The 16,629-nt window shown below is 37.8% G+C and carries 15 protein-coding genes and 1 other annotated feature; of the genes, 2 read left to right on the forward strand and 13 right to left on the reverse strand.

The window, feature by feature from the left end:
• Positions 1-165 precede the first annotated feature (165 nt).
• On the reverse strand, positions 166-1,059 hold the full coding sequence (locus ACE199_RS14245; protein WP_375350383.1) for a deoxyribonuclease IV: 894 nt from the start codon (positions 1,057-1,059) through the stop codon (positions 166-168).
• 38 nt (positions 1,060-1,097) lie between these two features.
• Positions 1,098-2,414: a DEAD/DEAH box helicase gene (locus ACE199_RS14250; RefSeq protein WP_375350385.1), complete on the reverse strand. Its 1,317-nt coding sequence runs from the start codon at positions 2,412-2,414 to the stop codon at positions 1,098-1,100.
• A 268-nt stretch (positions 2,415-2,682) separates the two neighbouring features.
• Here ACE199_RS14250 and vrrA point away from each other — a divergent pair, with 268 nt between their 5' ends.
• Positions 2,683-3,354 carry a VrrA/YqfQ family protein gene (vrrA, locus tag ACE199_RS14255; protein WP_375350386.1) on the forward strand — a complete coding sequence of 224 codons (672 nt, stop codon included), beginning with the start codon at positions 2,683-2,685 and terminating at the stop codon, positions 3,352-3,354.
• An 85-nt stretch (positions 3,355-3,439) separates the two neighbouring features.
• On the forward strand, positions 3,440-4,384 hold the full coding sequence (locus ACE199_RS14260) for a 4-hydroxy-3-methylbut-2-enyl diphosphate reductase (RefSeq protein WP_375350387.1): 945 nt from the start codon (positions 3,440-3,442) through the stop codon (positions 4,382-4,384).
• Positions 4,385-4,419: 35 nt separating this feature from the next.
• On the opposite strand, the gene ACE199_RS14265 is transcribed toward ACE199_RS14260, so the two are convergent.
• The 11 genes from ACE199_RS14265 to glyQ form a co-directional block, all read right to left on the reverse strand.
• Positions 4,420-5,538 (reverse strand): Nif3-like dinuclear metal center hexameric protein, encoded by a 1,119-nt coding sequence (locus tag ACE199_RS14265; protein ID WP_375350388.1) that lies wholly within the window; start codon positions 5,536-5,538, stop codon positions 4,420-4,422.
• Positions 5,538-6,242 carry a tRNA (adenine(22)-N(1))-methyltransferase gene (locus ACE199_RS14270; protein WP_127761397.1) on the reverse strand — a complete coding sequence of 235 codons (705 nt, stop codon included), beginning with the start codon at positions 6,240-6,242 and terminating at the stop codon, positions 5,538-5,540. The genes ACE199_RS14265 and ACE199_RS14270 overlap by 1 nt, the downstream gene beginning before the upstream one ends.
• Before the next feature lie 133 nt (positions 6,243-6,375).
• A complete protein-coding gene (cccA, locus tag ACE199_RS14275) occupies positions 6,376-6,747 on the reverse strand; it encodes a cytochrome c550 (protein ID WP_375350389.1) in 372 nt (123 codons plus the stop codon).
• A 220-nt stretch (positions 6,748-6,967) separates the two neighbouring features.
• Positions 6,968-7,504, reverse strand: a complete 537-nt coding sequence (locus ACE199_RS14280) for a hypothetical protein (RefSeq protein WP_375350390.1) — start codon at positions 7,502-7,504, stop codon at positions 6,968-6,970.
• A 120-nt stretch (positions 7,505-7,624) separates the two neighbouring features.
• On the reverse strand, positions 7,625-8,755 hold the full coding sequence (rpoD, locus tag ACE199_RS14285; protein ID WP_119115558.1) for an RNA polymerase sigma factor RpoD: 1,131 nt from the start codon (positions 8,753-8,755) through the stop codon (positions 7,625-7,627).
• Between the two features lie 36 nt (positions 8,756-8,791).
• The gene (gene dnaG / locus ACE199_RS14290) at positions 8,792-10,600 is read right to left on the reverse strand and encodes a DNA primase (RefSeq protein WP_375350392.1); all 1,809 of its coding nucleotides are present in this window, start codon (positions 10,598-10,600) and stop codon (positions 8,792-8,794) included.
• A gap of 48 nt (positions 10,601-10,648) precedes the next feature.
• Positions 10,649-11,131, reverse strand: a complete 483-nt coding sequence (locus tag ACE199_RS14295) for a YaiI/YqxD family protein (protein ID WP_252282581.1) — start codon at positions 11,129-11,131, stop codon at positions 10,649-10,651.
• Between the two features lie 440 nt (positions 11,132-11,571).
• Entirely contained in the window at positions 11,572-12,384 is an 813-nt protein-coding gene (locus ACE199_RS14300; RefSeq protein ID WP_375350472.1) for a pyruvate, water dikinase regulatory protein, read from the reverse strand.
• A 26-nt stretch (positions 12,385-12,410) separates the two neighbouring features.
• Positions 12,411-13,055 (reverse strand): transcriptional regulator CcpN, encoded by a 645-nt coding sequence (ccpN, locus tag ACE199_RS14305; protein WP_286676322.1) that lies wholly within the window; start codon positions 13,053-13,055, stop codon positions 12,411-12,413.
• Between the two features lie 282 nt (positions 13,056-13,337).
• A complete protein-coding gene (glyS, locus tag ACE199_RS14310; RefSeq protein ID WP_375350393.1) occupies positions 13,338-15,407 on the reverse strand; it encodes a glycine--tRNA ligase subunit beta in 2,070 nt (689 codons plus the stop codon).
• Positions 15,394-16,290: a glycine--tRNA ligase subunit alpha gene (gene glyQ / locus ACE199_RS14315; protein ID WP_252290843.1), complete on the reverse strand. Its 897-nt coding sequence runs from the start codon at positions 16,288-16,290 to the stop codon at positions 15,394-15,396. Before glyQ ends, glyS begins: the two co-directional genes overlap by 14 nt.
• Positions 16,291-16,433: 143 nt before the next feature.
• Positions 16,434-16,612 (reverse strand) — a binding site (T-box leader).
• Between the last annotated feature and the right edge of the window lie 17 nt (positions 16,613-16,629).

Genomic DNA, 16,629 nt, shown 5'->3' on the forward strand with positions numbered 1-16,629 from the left:
TGTATATGTAGAAAATAGAATGTTGAGGACTCTCATCTTTTTCATAGCAGGTGCAGCTAGACGCCAAAACTGTAAAAAATCAAAAAAGCTTAGTTATACATCGTTATGAATGGTAAACCCAAAAGGGACGTTTCATCCAATTGGATGAGATGTCCCTTTTTACAGTTAGCTATTTTTAATTTCCTCTAGCACATTATCATCAAACTTCTTGTTTCTTAGCATCTCAATTTCGAATTGATACGGTGCTTTTTTATCGTTTTTATCTTCACCAACAAATGGTGTTTCTAAAATTTTAGGAACGGATAAAAGCTGTGGATGATGGACAATATAGTTTAAAGCATCAAACCCAATGTGACCAAACCCAATGTTTTCATGACGGTCTTTACGCGCTCCACGTACATTTTTACTATCGTTAATATGAAGCACTTTAATACGGTCAATGCCGACAATTTTGTCAAACTCATTTAGCACGCCATCAAAATCTTCAACGATATTATATCCAGCATCATGAATATGACAAGTATCCATACAAACAGACAGTTGTTTATTATGTGTAACACCATCGATAATCATCGCTAGCTCTTCAAACGAGCGGCCGCATTCGGTTCCTTTCCCTGCCATCGTTTCAAGAGCAATTTGCACTTGATCCTCAGCTGTTAGCACTTCATTCAATCCTTCGATAATCTTCTTAATTCCCGCTTCACTACCAGCCCCAACATGCGCTCCTGGATGAAGAACAATTTGACGCGCACCAATCGCTTCTGTACGATCAATTTCGCTTCTTAAAAAATTGACACCAAGTTCAAATGTTTCTGGCTTTGTCGTATTTCCAATATTAATAATATACGGAGCATGAACAATAATATCTGTCATTCCGTGCTCAGCCATATGTTTCGTTCCCGCTTCAATATTTAACTCTTCTAGCTTTTTACGGCGCGTATTTTGCGGAGCCCCTGTATAAATCATAAAGGTATTTGCTCCATAAGAAGCAGCTTCCTCACTTGCACCGAGCAGCATCGTTTTCCCGCTCATCGATACATGAGATCCAATTTTCAACACTCTAATGTCCTCCTCTCTTCAAACACATTCAACACAGCTTATCTTTGTTTTTTAGCCATGCGACGTTGTCGTTTCTTAAACTCTTCCGTTTCACGTTGATGTTTCTTTTTATAGCCTGGTTTGACTTTAGTCGATTTTCTAACCATTGTTTTTGCTTTTACATCAATTTCAGAAGTTTGCTTTTTACGATGTTTTCGTTTATTTCGTTCATCGATTTCAATCCAATCACCATTTTGAATATCCACATCGTGGAAAGTGACACCCATTTTCTCAAGACGAATTAATGCATCTTCATCCGATGTATCATAAATCGTTGCCGCAATACCCGATTGACCTGCACGTGCTGTTCGGCCTGTACGATGAATATAGAAGTCTAAATCTGATGGCAGCTCATAGTTAATGATATGGCTAACACCTTCGATATCAATTCCACGCGCAGCCAGATCTGTCGCCACAATAAATTGATAATCTAAATTATTAATCTGCTTCATCATTCGTTTACGATCACGCGGTGAAAGGTCACCATGAATACGTCCAACCGTCAATCCTTTGGCTATTAACTCATCCGCAACAGTGTCAGCCATTTTTTTCGTATTCGTAAAAATAATCGCTAAATATGGATTATAGCGAACAGCGATATCATGTAATAGTTGAATTTTGTTGCGGTGACGAACTGGAATCAGTACATGTTCAATCTTCGCTGCTGTTGCTTGCTTCGGATTCACTTGAACATATTTTGGATTTTCCATATACTTTTTCAAAAATGGTTTTAATTTCTCTGGAATCGTTGCTGAGAAGACAAGCATTTGGATTTTTTCAGCCATTCTTGCAGCAAATTTATCAACATCTTCAATAAAGCCCATATCTAGCATCAAATCAGCTTCATCCACAACAAGCATCGTTGCTCCATATACTTGCAAAGCTTGTTCTTCCACAAGATCTTTAATTCTACCTGGAGTCCCAATTACAAGTTGCGGCTGTGTTTTTAACTTTTCAATCGTCCGCTGCTTGTCCGTTCCGCCAATAAAGCAGCGGACTTGAACAGGAGCCTCTTCCGGAAAATAATCGGCAATTTTTAGAGCTTCTTTATAAATTTGAGTAGCTAATTCTCTAGTTGGCGCAGAAATAATCGCTTGAACTTCTTGTTTAGCTGGATTCAGTTTTTCCATAATCGGTAACAAGTATGAATGGGTTTTTCCCGTTCCTGTTTGCGATTGGCCAATTAAACTATGATCGTTTAAAATCGCAGGAATCACACGTTCTTGAATTTCCGTCGGCTTTTTAAACCCTAAATTCTGAACCGCATCAACTATATGGCTCTGCAAATTAAAACGTTCAAATTGATTTTGTTTCATCAAAAAACTCCTTTATCCTATGGGTCAAATCGTTCACATATCCTATGATTATAAAATAATTATGAAGAAAAGCGCAAGGCACTTGGTTTTATTAAGTATTGATATAAGCATCATGGACTGCTTACAAACAAACTATCGTTACCATCTTACCCTCTTTCCACCAACTTCACAACAAATCGTTCTAGTTTTGCCATTGTTCAAACCTTTTTTCTTATTTTGCATACTAATATAGAAAAAATAATTTTCCCCTGATAAGGAGGGAAACAATATGATTCAAGGAAGACACCCTGGTTCAGGGCCAAACTTTCCGCCATCCAATCGACGAAATATGTATCCGCCATCAAACTTTCAAAGAGGAATGCCTGTACCTTCAGGATCAAACTCCTTTTTCCAGCAAATGCCGCAACAACCTCGTATGCGTCAACCAAGGGCAAATGCACCTTTCCATCAACAAGACATGATGCAACAACGACCTAAAAAGGAAGGTCTGATTGGAAGGTTACTCGGTAAGTCTAAACAAAAGGCTGCTCCCCAAAACTTATTCGCACCACCCTCACAAGGAAAACAAGAAACACGGAGCAATAATAGCGGCGGCGGTATCATGGAAACACTTAGAAATCCTGAAGGTATTACAAACATGCTTAACAATACGCAAAAAGTACTTCAAGCAGCAGAACAATTTACCCCAATCGTTCAACAATATGGTCCAATGATTAAAAACTTACCGTCCATGTGGAATATTATTCGGGCCTTTAGTTCTAACGACAACGATAAAAAAGAAGAACCCAAACAAGAAGAAAACATATCAAAAGAAACAGTCACCGAGATTCCTACAGAAGAATCTCCTAAATCGACCACTGAACAAACCGCACAACAAAAAATGGCCAAAAAACCAAAACAAAAAAAGAAAAAGACATCCGGGCCGAAACTATACATTTAATAACTATTTGATGTTTTGTATTATGCTCATTCCTCCTATATAATAAAATTAATTGTTTTTTTGCTTTTATAAGGAGGACATATAGATGAAAGTAATCAAAATATCACCGCGCGGCTATTGCTATGGTGTTGTCGATGCCATGGTTATCGCCAGAAATGCGGCTTTAGATAAAACATTGCCTCGCCCCATTTATATTTTAGGCATGATTGTGCATAACAAGCACGTAACAGATGCATTTGAAGAAGATGGTATCATCACACTTGATGGCAAAAATCGAAAAGAAATTATTGAGCAGGTCGATTCAGGAACCGTGATTTTTACTGCTCACGGTGTCTCACCAGAAATTCGTAAAATTGCAGAGGAAAAAGGGCTCGTGACGCTTGATGCCACATGTCCGGATGTAACAGCGACTCATGACTTAATTCGTGCCAAACAAAAAGAAGGCTATCAAGTCATTTATATCGGTAAGAAAGGACATCCAGAGCCAGAAGGAGCGATTGGTGTTGCGCCAAATATCGTTCACCTTGTCCAACATGCTGAAGATGTAGAAGCATTAACCATTGAAAGCGATAAAATTATCGTTACAAATCAAACAACAATGAGCCAATGGGATGTTTTAGATATTATGGAAAAAGTAAAAGAAAAGTATCCGCATGCTGAAGTACACAAAGAAATTTGCCTGGCAACTCAAGTTCGTCAAGAAGCCGTTGCACAGCAAGCTGGCGAAGCGGACGTTCTCATTGTTGTCGGTGATCCAAAAAGTAATAACTCGAATCGTTTAGCTCAAGTTTCAGAGGAAATTGCTGGGACGAAAGCATACCGAATTGCGGATATTTCTGAGTTAAATCTTGATTGGCTAAAAGATGTTGAAACCGTAGCAGTGACATCAGGTGCCTCAACGCCAACACCGATTACCAAAGAGGTCATTACCTTTTTAGAAAAATATAATCCAAATGACGAATCAACATGGAATACAGAAAAGAAAACACCATTAAATAAAATTTTACCGAAAATTAAAGTACCTAAATAATAGAAAAAGTCGTCCTTGGACGACTTTTTCTATTATTAAACAAATGTAAACGGGTCTGTATTCAATTTAGACGGAATAAAGGTCACATCTAGCTTTCGTTCTTGACACATATTCGATAACACCGTTGCCACACCTTGTTTCATTACCTTTTCCACATTATGTCCTGGGTCTACAATATTTAAACCAATCATCATCGCATCATGTGCAGTGTGGTAATACATATCACCCGTCACATAGACATCTGCCCCTTTAAATTTAGCAGTTGTAAAATATTTATTACCATCTCCACCGAGTACGGCTACTTTTTTAACTGTTGTATTCAAATCCCCTACAACACGCACTCGATCCACGTCCAATGTACGCTTCACATGCTCGGCAAACTGTTCAAGTGTCATTTCATAAGCAAGGGAACCAATTTTTCCGAGGCCTAACACTTCTCCTTTGTTATCTAAGCGATACAAATCATAAGCGACCTCTTCATATGGGTGTGCTTTAATCATAGCTGACAGCACTTTTTTCTCGATATTTTCTGGAAAAATCGTTTCAATTCGCACTTCTGATACCGATTCTAATGTGCCTTGCGTACCAATTGCTGGTTCACTACCTTCTCCCGGTAAAAATCGTCCGGTTCCTTCAGCAGAAAATGAGCAATTGCTATAATTTCCAATTGCACCAGCTCCAGCTTTTCCAAGCGCTTCTCTTACTTGATCCTCAGCCTCAACAGGAACGAACACAACGAGCTTTTTCAAAGTGATCTCATGTGTTGGAGCTAATACTTCCGTTTGCTGTAATTGCAGGGCTTCCGCTAGTAAATCATTCACACCGCCCTTTGCAACATCTAAATTCGTATGAGCGGCATACACAGCAATATCATGCTTAATCAATTTCTCAACAATTCTACCAGCTGTACTCGTTGTATCAATTTTTTTGAGCGGACGATAAATAAGCGGGTGATGGGCAATAATGAGCTCCACGCCGTTTTCAATCGCTTCATCTACTACTTCCTCCAGTACATCTAAAGCAATCATTACTTTTGAAACAGGCTTATTTAAAGAGCCAATATGAAGACCAATTGGATCTCCCTCCATTGCGTAATGCTTCGGAGAAAACTGCTCAAACAATTCAATAATTTGATGTCCATTCGCTGTTTTCATTATGCCAGCACCTCCTCAATAACCCTAATTTGCTTCAATAATTCATTTCGCTTTTCTTCTAAATTAGTGTTTCCACTTGCATCCATTTGCGCAATTACATTTAATAAATGAGCCTTTTCTTGCATCCATTTTTTTATAAAAACAGGGCTGCGCTGCGCTTGCAAAAACGGACCAAACTGAAGACCTGTTTCATGCTTATTTTGATAAGGCTTAAGCGGCTCCCCTGCTTCAGCCAGCAAAATTTCATAGATTTTCCCGTCTTCTTCAAGAATTTCTTCCGCTTTCAATTCCCATCCATTCTCTATTAACCATGTTCGAACGTTTCTAGAACCTACATTCGGTTGAAGAATAAGACGCTCTACTTTTGTTAATTTCTCTTTACCTCTTTCCAAAATGCTTGCAATCAATGTACCGCCCATGCCAGCAATCGTTACAGCCGTTGCTTCGCCAATTTCGAGAACATCTAGCCCATTCCCTTTACGGACAGCAATCTCATCCTGTAAACCGGTTTCTAGTACTTGCTTTAACGCCGATTGATAAGGCCCCTCTACGACTTCCCCAGCGATCGCTTTCGCACACAACTGATTGTTGATCGCATAACAAGGAAGGTAAGCATGATCCGAACCAATATCCGCTAGAACACTTCCTTTTGGAATATATGAGGCGACACGCTGCAAACGCATCGATAGTTTTTCATGATTCATCTAAATCAACTCTCTTATATGTATTTCAAATCATTTTCTTTAAGATTATAACAAAACTTCACTTGTTCAGCGAAATTTATCTATACAAAAAAAGAACTGAATTGTCCTATATGAACAACTCAGTGGTTTTTCATTATTTTAACCCTTGTAAAAATTCAGTCATTCCATCCAGCTGATCTTCTTGTACTAACCCAGAAGGCATAGCGCCTTTCCCATTCGTTAAAGTATTTTTAATTTCATCTGCAGATAATCGGTCACCTACACCTTTTAAAGCAGGACCGACACCGCCTTGATACGCATCACCATGGCAGCTAATACAGTTTTGTTTATAAATATCTTCAGGAGTTGCCGCTGCATTCTCAGTAGGTTCTTCCGTTTTACCCCCGTTTTCTTGCTCCTTAGCCATTTGTTTAGAATCACTTAAACCTTTGAAAGAAAGCATAAACATAAGTCCAATTCCAAACACCATAATCACAATAAATGGTACAACTGGATTACGCTTCATAGAATTAACCTCCCATAGAACCTAGACTGTTTGAATCAGAGTATTCTGTCCAAACAACTATTAATTTACTTAAACATGGTTAAGGAAAAGAGTAAAAATAAACAGATATATTCTATTTTGTTAAATTTAACAAATATTTATGCGCTTTCTCAAGGTTTGTCACAACTACCACTACCATTATATAGTATATCATTTGCCAATTTTTTTCCATAAAAAAGCATTAAAAAAATAATCTTGCTAAAAAATAGACAATAATGAAAGCTCCAATCACTCCAGAGATAGAAAAATACAATAATTTTAATCGGCGACCTACTAGAAACCAAATAACACATTGAACTAGCAGGACCATATAGAGAGCACCAGTACTATTCGGAAATACTAGGTCAACAATATGAACCGATTCCATAAGAACGAGTAATGCTAAACCAACTAAGGCTAACTGCAATAACCATGCACTTTTAATATACCGATAAATAAAGGAACCAAACATAATAATGAAAAATGCTGTAATTGCGATTTGCAATCCCTTGTTAATTTCAGTAAAATAATTGACAAATAAGGTTAGAAAAAAAAGGGACGTAAATATCCATAATGGAATGGCTAGTGACCTGCTACTCTCTTTTGGCGGCGGTGTAATTTGTTCTTCACCGCGACTATATAAAGTCAATAAATAATCGCAATATTGCTCAGGCAAAAGATTCGTTTGCTTCCAATACTTGATTTCCTGTAAAATAATTTTTTTACGTGTTTCATTCATATTCCCACCCTCAATTCCAAATTCCTTCTTACCTACTATATCGGCAAAAAGAAGGAACTATTGAGAAGAAAGAAAGAGCCGCACTTGATATGAATCAAGCCGGCTCTCGGAGTGTTTTTTCTATTCTAAAAAGTCTTTTAAACGTTTGCTTCGACTTGGATGTCTCAGCTTACGCAATGCTTTTGCTTCTATTTGTCGGATACGTTCACGAGTAACACCAAACACTTTCCCTACTTCTTCCAATGTTCGAGTACGACCATCGTCTAACCCAAATCGAAGACGTAGAACGTTTTCTTCACGATCTGTTAACGTATCTAGTACATCTTCAAGCTGTTCTTTCAAAAGTTCGTACGCTGCATGCTCTGAAGGAGATGTTGCATCTTGGTCTTCAATAAAGTCACCTAAATGTGAATCATCTTCTTCCCCAATAGGCGTTTCAAGAGAAACAGGCTCTTGAGCAATTTTCAGGATTTCCCGAACTTTTTCTGGAGTTAAATCCATATCTTCCGCAATCTCCTCTGGAGTCGGTTCACGTCCTAAATCTTGCAATAGCTGTCTTTGCACGCGTATTAATTTATTAATCGTCTCTACCATATGAACTGGAATTCGAATTGTTCTTGCTTGGTCAGCAATAGCACGAGTAATAGCCTGACGAATCCACCAAGTTGCATATGTACTGAATTTAAAGCCTTTACGATAATCGAACTTCTCAACAGCTTTAATCAGTCCCATATTTCCTTCTTGAATTAAGTCCAAAAATAGCATACCTCGCCCTACATAGCGCTTCGCAATACTAACAACAAGTCGTAAGTTTGCTTCAGCTAATCGGCGCTTTGCTTCTTCGTCTCCCTCTTCAATACGTGTTGCTAAAGAAATTTCCTCTTCAGCAGATAATAAATCTACTCGTCCAATTTCCTTTAAATACATACGGACAGGATCATTAATTTTTACACCTGGAGGAACACTTAAATCATTTAAATCAAACTCTTCTTCTTTTTCTAGTTCTTTCCCATTCGGGTCATCTTCATCTTCTTCTTCACCATCTGTGAGAATTTCAATGCCATGTTCACCTAAATATTCATAGAACTCATCCATTTGATCAGAGTCTAATTCAAAGCCGCCAATTTTAGCAGCAATTTTTTCTAACGTTAATGAGCCTCGTTTTTTCCCTAACTCTAGTAACTGCTCTTTTACTTGATCAAGACTTAATTCATTATCAACCTCTTTGGAACGTGCTGGTTTCTCAGCCATTAGTTCCCCTCCTTCCAAAACTTACACTTACCATTCTTACAACATTTTTCTCAATTGAATAATCTCCATCGCAATCCGGGCGGCCGCTTGTGTATCGTTACGTCTCACCGCTTCCTTCTCTTCTTCTTGTTTTTCTTTTATCTTTAACATTTTTTCATATTTCAACACTTGATTTATATAATCTGTCAGTTCTTTATCAGATACTTCCTCACTCACTGACATCATTTCTATTTCAGAAACAATTCTTCTCAAGTTTTGATCAGATAAATATGTTAGAAAAAAACTGGTATCCGGCTCATGATCATCTTCATAATAAGCGTATAAATACGTAATGATTGCTTGATGTTCATCCAAATGAAAACGATTGTTTCCCAACATTTGTTGAATTTTATAAGCAGCTTCTTTACTTTTTAACATATGAGCAATTAAATATCTTTCAGCATTCTGATGCGCTGGCCTTAGCTTATGCTCATATTGCAAAGTTACTGTTTTTTGCAAAGAAGGTTGTGGCAATGTTCCTTTCTTTCGTTCATTGAAAAAAATTTGCCGTTGCTGTTTCTCTAGGGCATCTAAAGAAAGTGAAAATTCGCTTGATAGCTGGCGCAGATAATAATCTCGCTCAACAGCATTTGGTAAGCGCGAAATTTCCTTTAACACTTCTTCAATATATTGAATCCTATCTCCTTCACTATTTAGATTTTTTCCTAAACGTAAATAGTAAAGCTTAAAAGCCATATAGGTCTGACTAGCCCCTATTACTTCAGAAACAAAGCTTTTTTCACCAAATTTCTTTATGTAGTCATCGGGGTCAAGGTGGTCTGGCATAAGCGCCACTTTTATCCCAAAACCGTTTTCATGAAGCATATTAGCGGCACGATTCGCTGCGTGTAACCCAGCCGAATCAGAATCATAACAAATAATAATTTGATCTGTATTCCGTTTCAAAAGTTGCAAATGCTGTTCTGTCAAAGCTGTTCCCATTGTAGCAATCGAATGTTCAACGCCCGCACGAACAGCTGAAATACAGTCAGCAAAGCCTTCAAAAATAACCGCCTGCGCTTTTTTTCGAATATGCGGCCTTGCTTGATGAAGATTATATAAAGTTTTGCTTTTATTAAAGATTGGCGTTTCAGGGCTATTCAAATATTTAGGCTGATCCTCACCTAACGCTCTCCCCGAGAACGCAATCGTATTTCCTTGATGATCCATAATCGGAAACATTACCCGATTACGAAAACGGTCAAAATAAGATTCACCTTTCTCTCTAAAAATAATGAGGCCTGCTTGCTCCATTAATTCTGAAGAAAATCCTCTTTTCTTCAAAAACTTAGCCGCAAAATCCCATGAATCTAGAGCATAACCGATTTGAAATTGTTCAATTGTCTCCTCAGTAAACCCACGATTTAATAAATACTCTAACGCTTCTTGACCTTCATTTGTATGGACCAGAAGATGGTGATAAAATTTTCGTAATAAATCATGTGCTTCAAGCATTTGCTCTGAACCAGCCGGCAAATTGGAGCGTGATTGTCCTTTATTGATTTCAACATCTAAAGGAACATTTCCTTTTTCCGCTAAAACCTTAGCAGCTTCAACAAAGCTATATCCTTCTATATCCATTAAAAAGGTAAAAACATTACCACCTGCTCCGCAACCAAAGCAATGGAAAATTTGCTTTTCAGCAGAAACGGAAAACGAAGGACTATTTTCACCATGAAAAGGACATAGACCAAAATAGTTTCGACCTTGTTTTTTCAATTGAACATATTCGCCAATTAACTCGACGATATCGACCGATTCGCGAATTTCATTAATCTTTTCATCTTCTATTCGGGCATTTGTCATATTCTCACCTTATAATTTAGGTGATTGTTTATTATTCGATATGTACGGCTAAATTCCTTCAAGGTTCGACAAAATTTTTGCAAGTACCTGTGCAAATTTAATGCGATCTTCCTTCGAGAATGCTTTTGGCCCTTTTGTATGTTTACCAGCTCTGCGCATTTTAGCGGAAAGGTAACGCATATCTAAAAGCATCGAAATATTCTCTTCGGTATATTCTTTTCCCTTTGAAGAAAGAACATATACAGCTTTAGGGAGTAATGTTCCAGCCAATCCAATATCATTTGTTATAACAATATCACCCTTTTTTACTGCGTTAACGATATATAAGTCCGCCGCTTCCTTATCTGCATCAACATATACCCATTTTCCTTCCGGATTACTCATCATATTTTTGTAGGAAGCAACGAATGTAACGTTCACCTTAAATAATGAAGCAGCATCCAAAATTTCTTTTTTCACAGGGCATGCATCTGCATCAACGTAGATTGATGGTTTATCGTCCATAACATTAAATTCTACATCTTTCTCCATAATCCTTTTTCTCCATTGAATCTTTATCGCAAATTAACAGGCAATAAACACCTACTTAGAAATCGAGAGAAAGTGATAAAAAGAGAAGAGAACAACTACCTGTACAGACTTGATTATGTCTCAGCTACCTCTTCTGTAAATGGACATTTTACTTTCTCTCGTTCATGAATAGGTGAATGAATGTATAACGTAAACCTTGACTTCTCGTTAATCACTAGTTTATTCCTTATTAAGGAACTCTAAACCTTTATAATACAATTTCTCGCAATTTTTTATTATAATCTATTTTTTCAAAAGTTGCCATCATTTCAATCTAAAAAATCTGTTTCTACATCCACTTTTTTATAGCCCTGTACACAAAAAAGCGGATGGAGCAATAAGCTATACATTATATGTTAGCTTATCGTCCATCATCATGTATGAACTTATCATAAAAATGGTTATTTCACGCTTCGATTTTGAAGAATATTAATAATTAAATTAGCTGTTTCTTCAACAGCTTTATTTGTTACATCAATGATTGGACATTTAAGACGCGAAACAATAGAGTCAAAATAGGTTAGTTCCTCTTTAATTCTTTCCATATTTGCATAGATAGCATGGTCATTTAGTCCAAGTGATTTCAAACGTTCTTTCCGAATATGGTTGAGTTTTTCTGGGCTAATTTTCAGACCAATAATCTTTTCCGGCGACACTAAAAATAATTCTTCTGGAGGCTTTACTTCCGGAACGAGCGGCACATTCGCTACTTTATAACGCTTATGAGCTAAATATTGCGAAAGCGGCGTTTTAGATGTTCGAGACACACCAACTAACACAATATCCGATCGTAAAATCCCTCGTGGATCACGTCCGTCATCATATTTCACAGCAAATTCAATCGCCTCTACACGCTTGAAATAATCATCATCAAGCTTGCGTACTAAACCTGGCTCATTTAAAGGCTTAAACGTCGCTCGTTGTTGAAGCAAGTTCATAAGCGGACCTAAAATATCATGAGCAGGTAGATTCTCCTTTTTAATTTGCTGTTCCATATATGCTCGAATGTCTGGCTTTACGAGCGTATACACAATAACCGCATCATTTAATTTAGCAAGCGAAATGACTTCATCAACGTTTTGTTCATCTTCTATGTATGGTATTCGCTTGATTGCAAAAGAGGCCCCCATAAACTGGCTCGCCGCTGCTTTTGTTACTAATTCCGCTGTTTCTCCTACTGAGTCCGATACAACATATATGATTGAACCGTTCATTCCTGTCATGCTTTTTGCGAGCCCCCCTAAAACTTTTCGTCTGCTAAAGCTACGAAAGCTTTTGTTATATTCGTTTTTGTAATTCGCCCAATCACTTCGTAGCCCTTTTCCGTCTCCTTCACGACCGGCAACGAATCAATTTGCTTATCAATCAGCTTTTTCGCTACATCAATCATTAAATCTTCTTTTGTACACATCGTAATATTCGGCATTCTCGTCATAATAATATTAACAGGAATGGATGATAATTCCTGCTTCCCGATACTTGCTCGTAATAAGTCTTTCCGTGAAAGAACTCCTACTAATACGGATTGCTTATCAACAACAAATAACGTACCTACATCCTCTAAAAACATCATGACTATTGCATCATATACGGAAATACTCTCGTTAACAACGACCGGTATCGATTGATAATCCTTTACAAAAATATGATTTAAACTATCCGTCAAAAGTTGAGTCCCCGATCTGCCAGAATAAAAATACCCGACACGAGGTCTCGCATCAAGAAAGCCTGCCATCGTTAAGATTGCTAAATCTGGTCGAAGTGTTGCTCTCGTCAGATTCAATCGATCAGCAATATTTTCACCTGTGATTGGTCCATTTTCTTTCACAATTTGTAGTATCTGTTCTTGACGCTTATTCAATTCGATTTTAATCACCACCCTAATGCGTTAAGAGAGAAAAAGGATATCTGTTTTTATAATGATTAGTATATTCCATTATTATATCGTAAATAGACATAAAATTCTTATCTCCTGCTTGTTTATATATTTTCAGGAAACTTCCATCTACTCACATCATCCTTTATCAAAACTGCATCCTACTAAAAGACTCCTATTAGATCATACTGTTCATTTCAACTAATCATGTTGTTTAACATAGCGAAAAAGAAAATCGGATACTACTATACAAACATCGTCTGAAGCAGTATCCGTTCTTTTGTATCATTATTACGATACAATAATTTTATTCATCGCTGCATAAGTAGCCACTAAATCACTAATCTCTTTCATGAGTGATAAACGGTTATTACGGATAGATGCATCGTCTGCCATAACCATTGTATGCTCGAAATACTGTTCAATATCTGTTTGAAGAGAGGCTAATAATTCATAACGCTCTGTTTCATTATCTGCTTGTTGATAAGCAACAGACACACGTTGATAGTTCTCATAAAGTGCTGTTTCCTGAGTATTTTCAAATTTAGCAGCATCCACAGATACTTGATGTTCACATTTACCAGCAATATTCATAACACGGCTTAGTGCTTCTAGCTCTTCTTTAAAGCCTGCTTCGTTCTTCTTCGCTTCCAACACGCCAGCACGCTCTACAAGGGATGAGATATAGCCAATTTCACCTAATAAAACCGCATCAATTAAATCATAGCGAATATGCTGTTCCTGTAGCATATGCTTAATTCGGGCTTTAAAGAAAGTAAGCATATCTTCCTGCACATCGGCAAGCTCACGTTTCACAATATTTTTCGCTTCTACTTCGTGCAATGCTAAAGCGACGATTGCTTCTAAAGAAATATTCCAATTCTTCTCCGCTAAAATTTGGACAATTCCGCTCGCTTGTCTTCTTAATGCATACGGATCTTGAGAGCCGGTAGGAATAATCCCAATTGCAAAAAATGATGCGATAGTATCCATTTTTTCAGCAACACTTAAGATGGCGCCAATCGTTGAAGGCGGTACGCTATCGTCAGCAGACTTTGGCATATAATGTTCATGAATTGCCGCCGCTACTTCCTTCGCTTCTCCTTTTAAAAGAGCATATCTTTCTCCCATGTAGCCTTGTAATTCCGGGAACTCGTACACCATATGACTGACTAAATCAAATTTAGCAATGCGTGCTGCTCGAAGGGCCAACTCTTTATCGACAGATACTTCAAGTGCATCGACTAACGCTCCTGTAATAGCTGTAACACGCTCTGTTTTTTCAGCTAGCGTACCAATTTCTTCATGATAAACAATTGTTTCAAGCTTTTTCAAAGCATCTGCAATATCTTTCTTCTGATCTTCTTTGTAGAAGAACGCAGCATCGGAAAGACGTGCACGCAATACTTTCTCATTTCCTTTCGATACCGTTTCTAAATGACGATCATCCCCATTTCGAACAGTAACAAAGAAAGAAAGCAAGTTGCCAGCTTGATCTTTTACAGGGAAATAACGTTGATGTTCTTTCATAGATGTGATTAATACGTCACTTGGCAGCTCCAAAAATTCTTCTTCAAAACGACCAAATAAAACCGTTGGATATTCAACTAAGTTATTGACTTCCTCAAGCAATTCTGCATCAACTGGAATTACCCAATTATTTTTGGCTTCTAGCTCTTTAATTTGTGCCAAAATCATATTGCGACGTGTATCCGGATTCGCAATAACAAATTGCTCAGTTAAACGTGCTTCATATTCAGCAGGATCTTCAATTGTGATTGTTTCCCCTAAGAAGCGATGGCCTTTTGTTGTACGGTTTGTATCTACATCGGCAATGGTAAAAGGTACAATTTCCTGACCAAATAATGCAATTAACCATTTAATTGGACGAACAAAACGAAGCTCTTGGTTTGCCCAGCGCATATTTTTACCAAATGTCATGCTTGTAATAAGATTCTGCAGCTCCACTAGTAACTCTTTCGTCGGTTGTCCTTTAATAAATTTATTTAAATGAACATATTCAACGCCTTTAATTTCTTTGAAATAAATGTCGTCTGTTGTCAGTCCTTGACCTTTTGTAAAACCAATTGCTGCTTTTGACCAATTGCCTTCCGCATCCATGGCAATTTTTTTAGCTGGTCCTTTTACTTCTTCTTCAATATCCTTTTGTGCTTCTGCCACATCCGTAACAAGAAGCGATAAACGTCTAGGTGTTGAAAAAGCTTGAACATCACCAAATTCGATTGCTTTTTCTGTGAACCATTTTTGAACCTTATCCGCTAATTGGTTCATTGATGATGTCACAAAACGTGCTGGTAATTCTTCTAAACCAATTTCCAACAATAAATTACGCTTGCTCATTTGCATTCTCCCCTTTCACTTTTAAAATCGGGAAGCCTAATTTTTCCCGCTCTTCGTAGAAGGTTTTGGCAACCTTACGCGCTAAATTTCGGCAGCGAGCGATATATCCCGTTCTTTCTGTAACCGAAATGGCTCCTTTTGCGTCTAACAAATTAAATGTATGAGAACATTTCAACACATAATCATAAGCTGGGTGAACAAGTCCTTCTTCCATTTGACGCTGTGCTTCTGCTTCATACATCGTAAATAGTTGGAATAACATATCTAGATTCGACGTTTCAAACGTATATTTAGAATGCTCATATTCAGGCTGACCAAAAATATCGCGTACAGTAAAACCATCTGTCCACTCTAACTCGAATACATTTTCTTTCTGTTGAATGTAAGAAGCCAGACGCTCAATTCCATATGTAATTTCAACCGAAACAGGCTTACATTCAAGTCCACCAACTTGTTGGAAATACGTAAATTGTGTAATTTCCATTCCATCTAACCATACTTCCCAACCAAGGCCTGCACAACCTAATGAAGGGTTTTCCCAGTTATCTTCAACGAAACGAATATCATGCTGAAGCGGGTCAATTCCAAGAGCTTTTAAAGAATCTAAATATAACTCTTGAATATTGTCTGGCGATGGCTTCATAATCACTTGGAATTGATGATGCTGATACAGACGGTTTGGGTTTTCACCATAGCGTCCATCCGCAGGGCGACGTGATGGCTCCACATATGCTACATTCCACGGCTCTGGTCCAATCGCTCGTAAAAATGTATAAGGGCTCATTGTGCCTGCACCTTTCTCCACATCATAAGCATTCATTAAAATACAGCCTTGTTCAGACCAATGTTTCTGTAACGTTAAAATCATATCTTGAATATTCATTCCTGCACCTCCAAATTTTTAAAGCGAAAATGAAATTTGTCGCCTTCCCTGCTGGATTTGGCTATTTACTTGCCAATTTTAAGAGACTACCTGCCATATCCTACGTAACACAAAAAACTCCCGTCCCTATGCCAAAATGTAAGCATAGGGACGAGAGTTTACCCGCGGTTCCACCCTAATTGTCATTTCTAAGGAAATGACCTCTTTTGTTAAATATCATGCTCCGGAACGCCCTTCCCTGAATGTCCATATCCTGGCTCCCACTATCCCAGGCTCGCTTTTATGGAGAAAGACAGGTACTCCTTTCCATCAACGCAACTTCATATTTTAGATGATTGT

Origin of the sequence: Peribacillus sp. Hz7, from assembly GCF_042136355.1 — a bacterium.
GTDB classification, from domain to species: Bacteria; Bacillota; Bacilli; order Bacillales; family DSM-1321; genus Peribacillus; species Peribacillus asahii_A.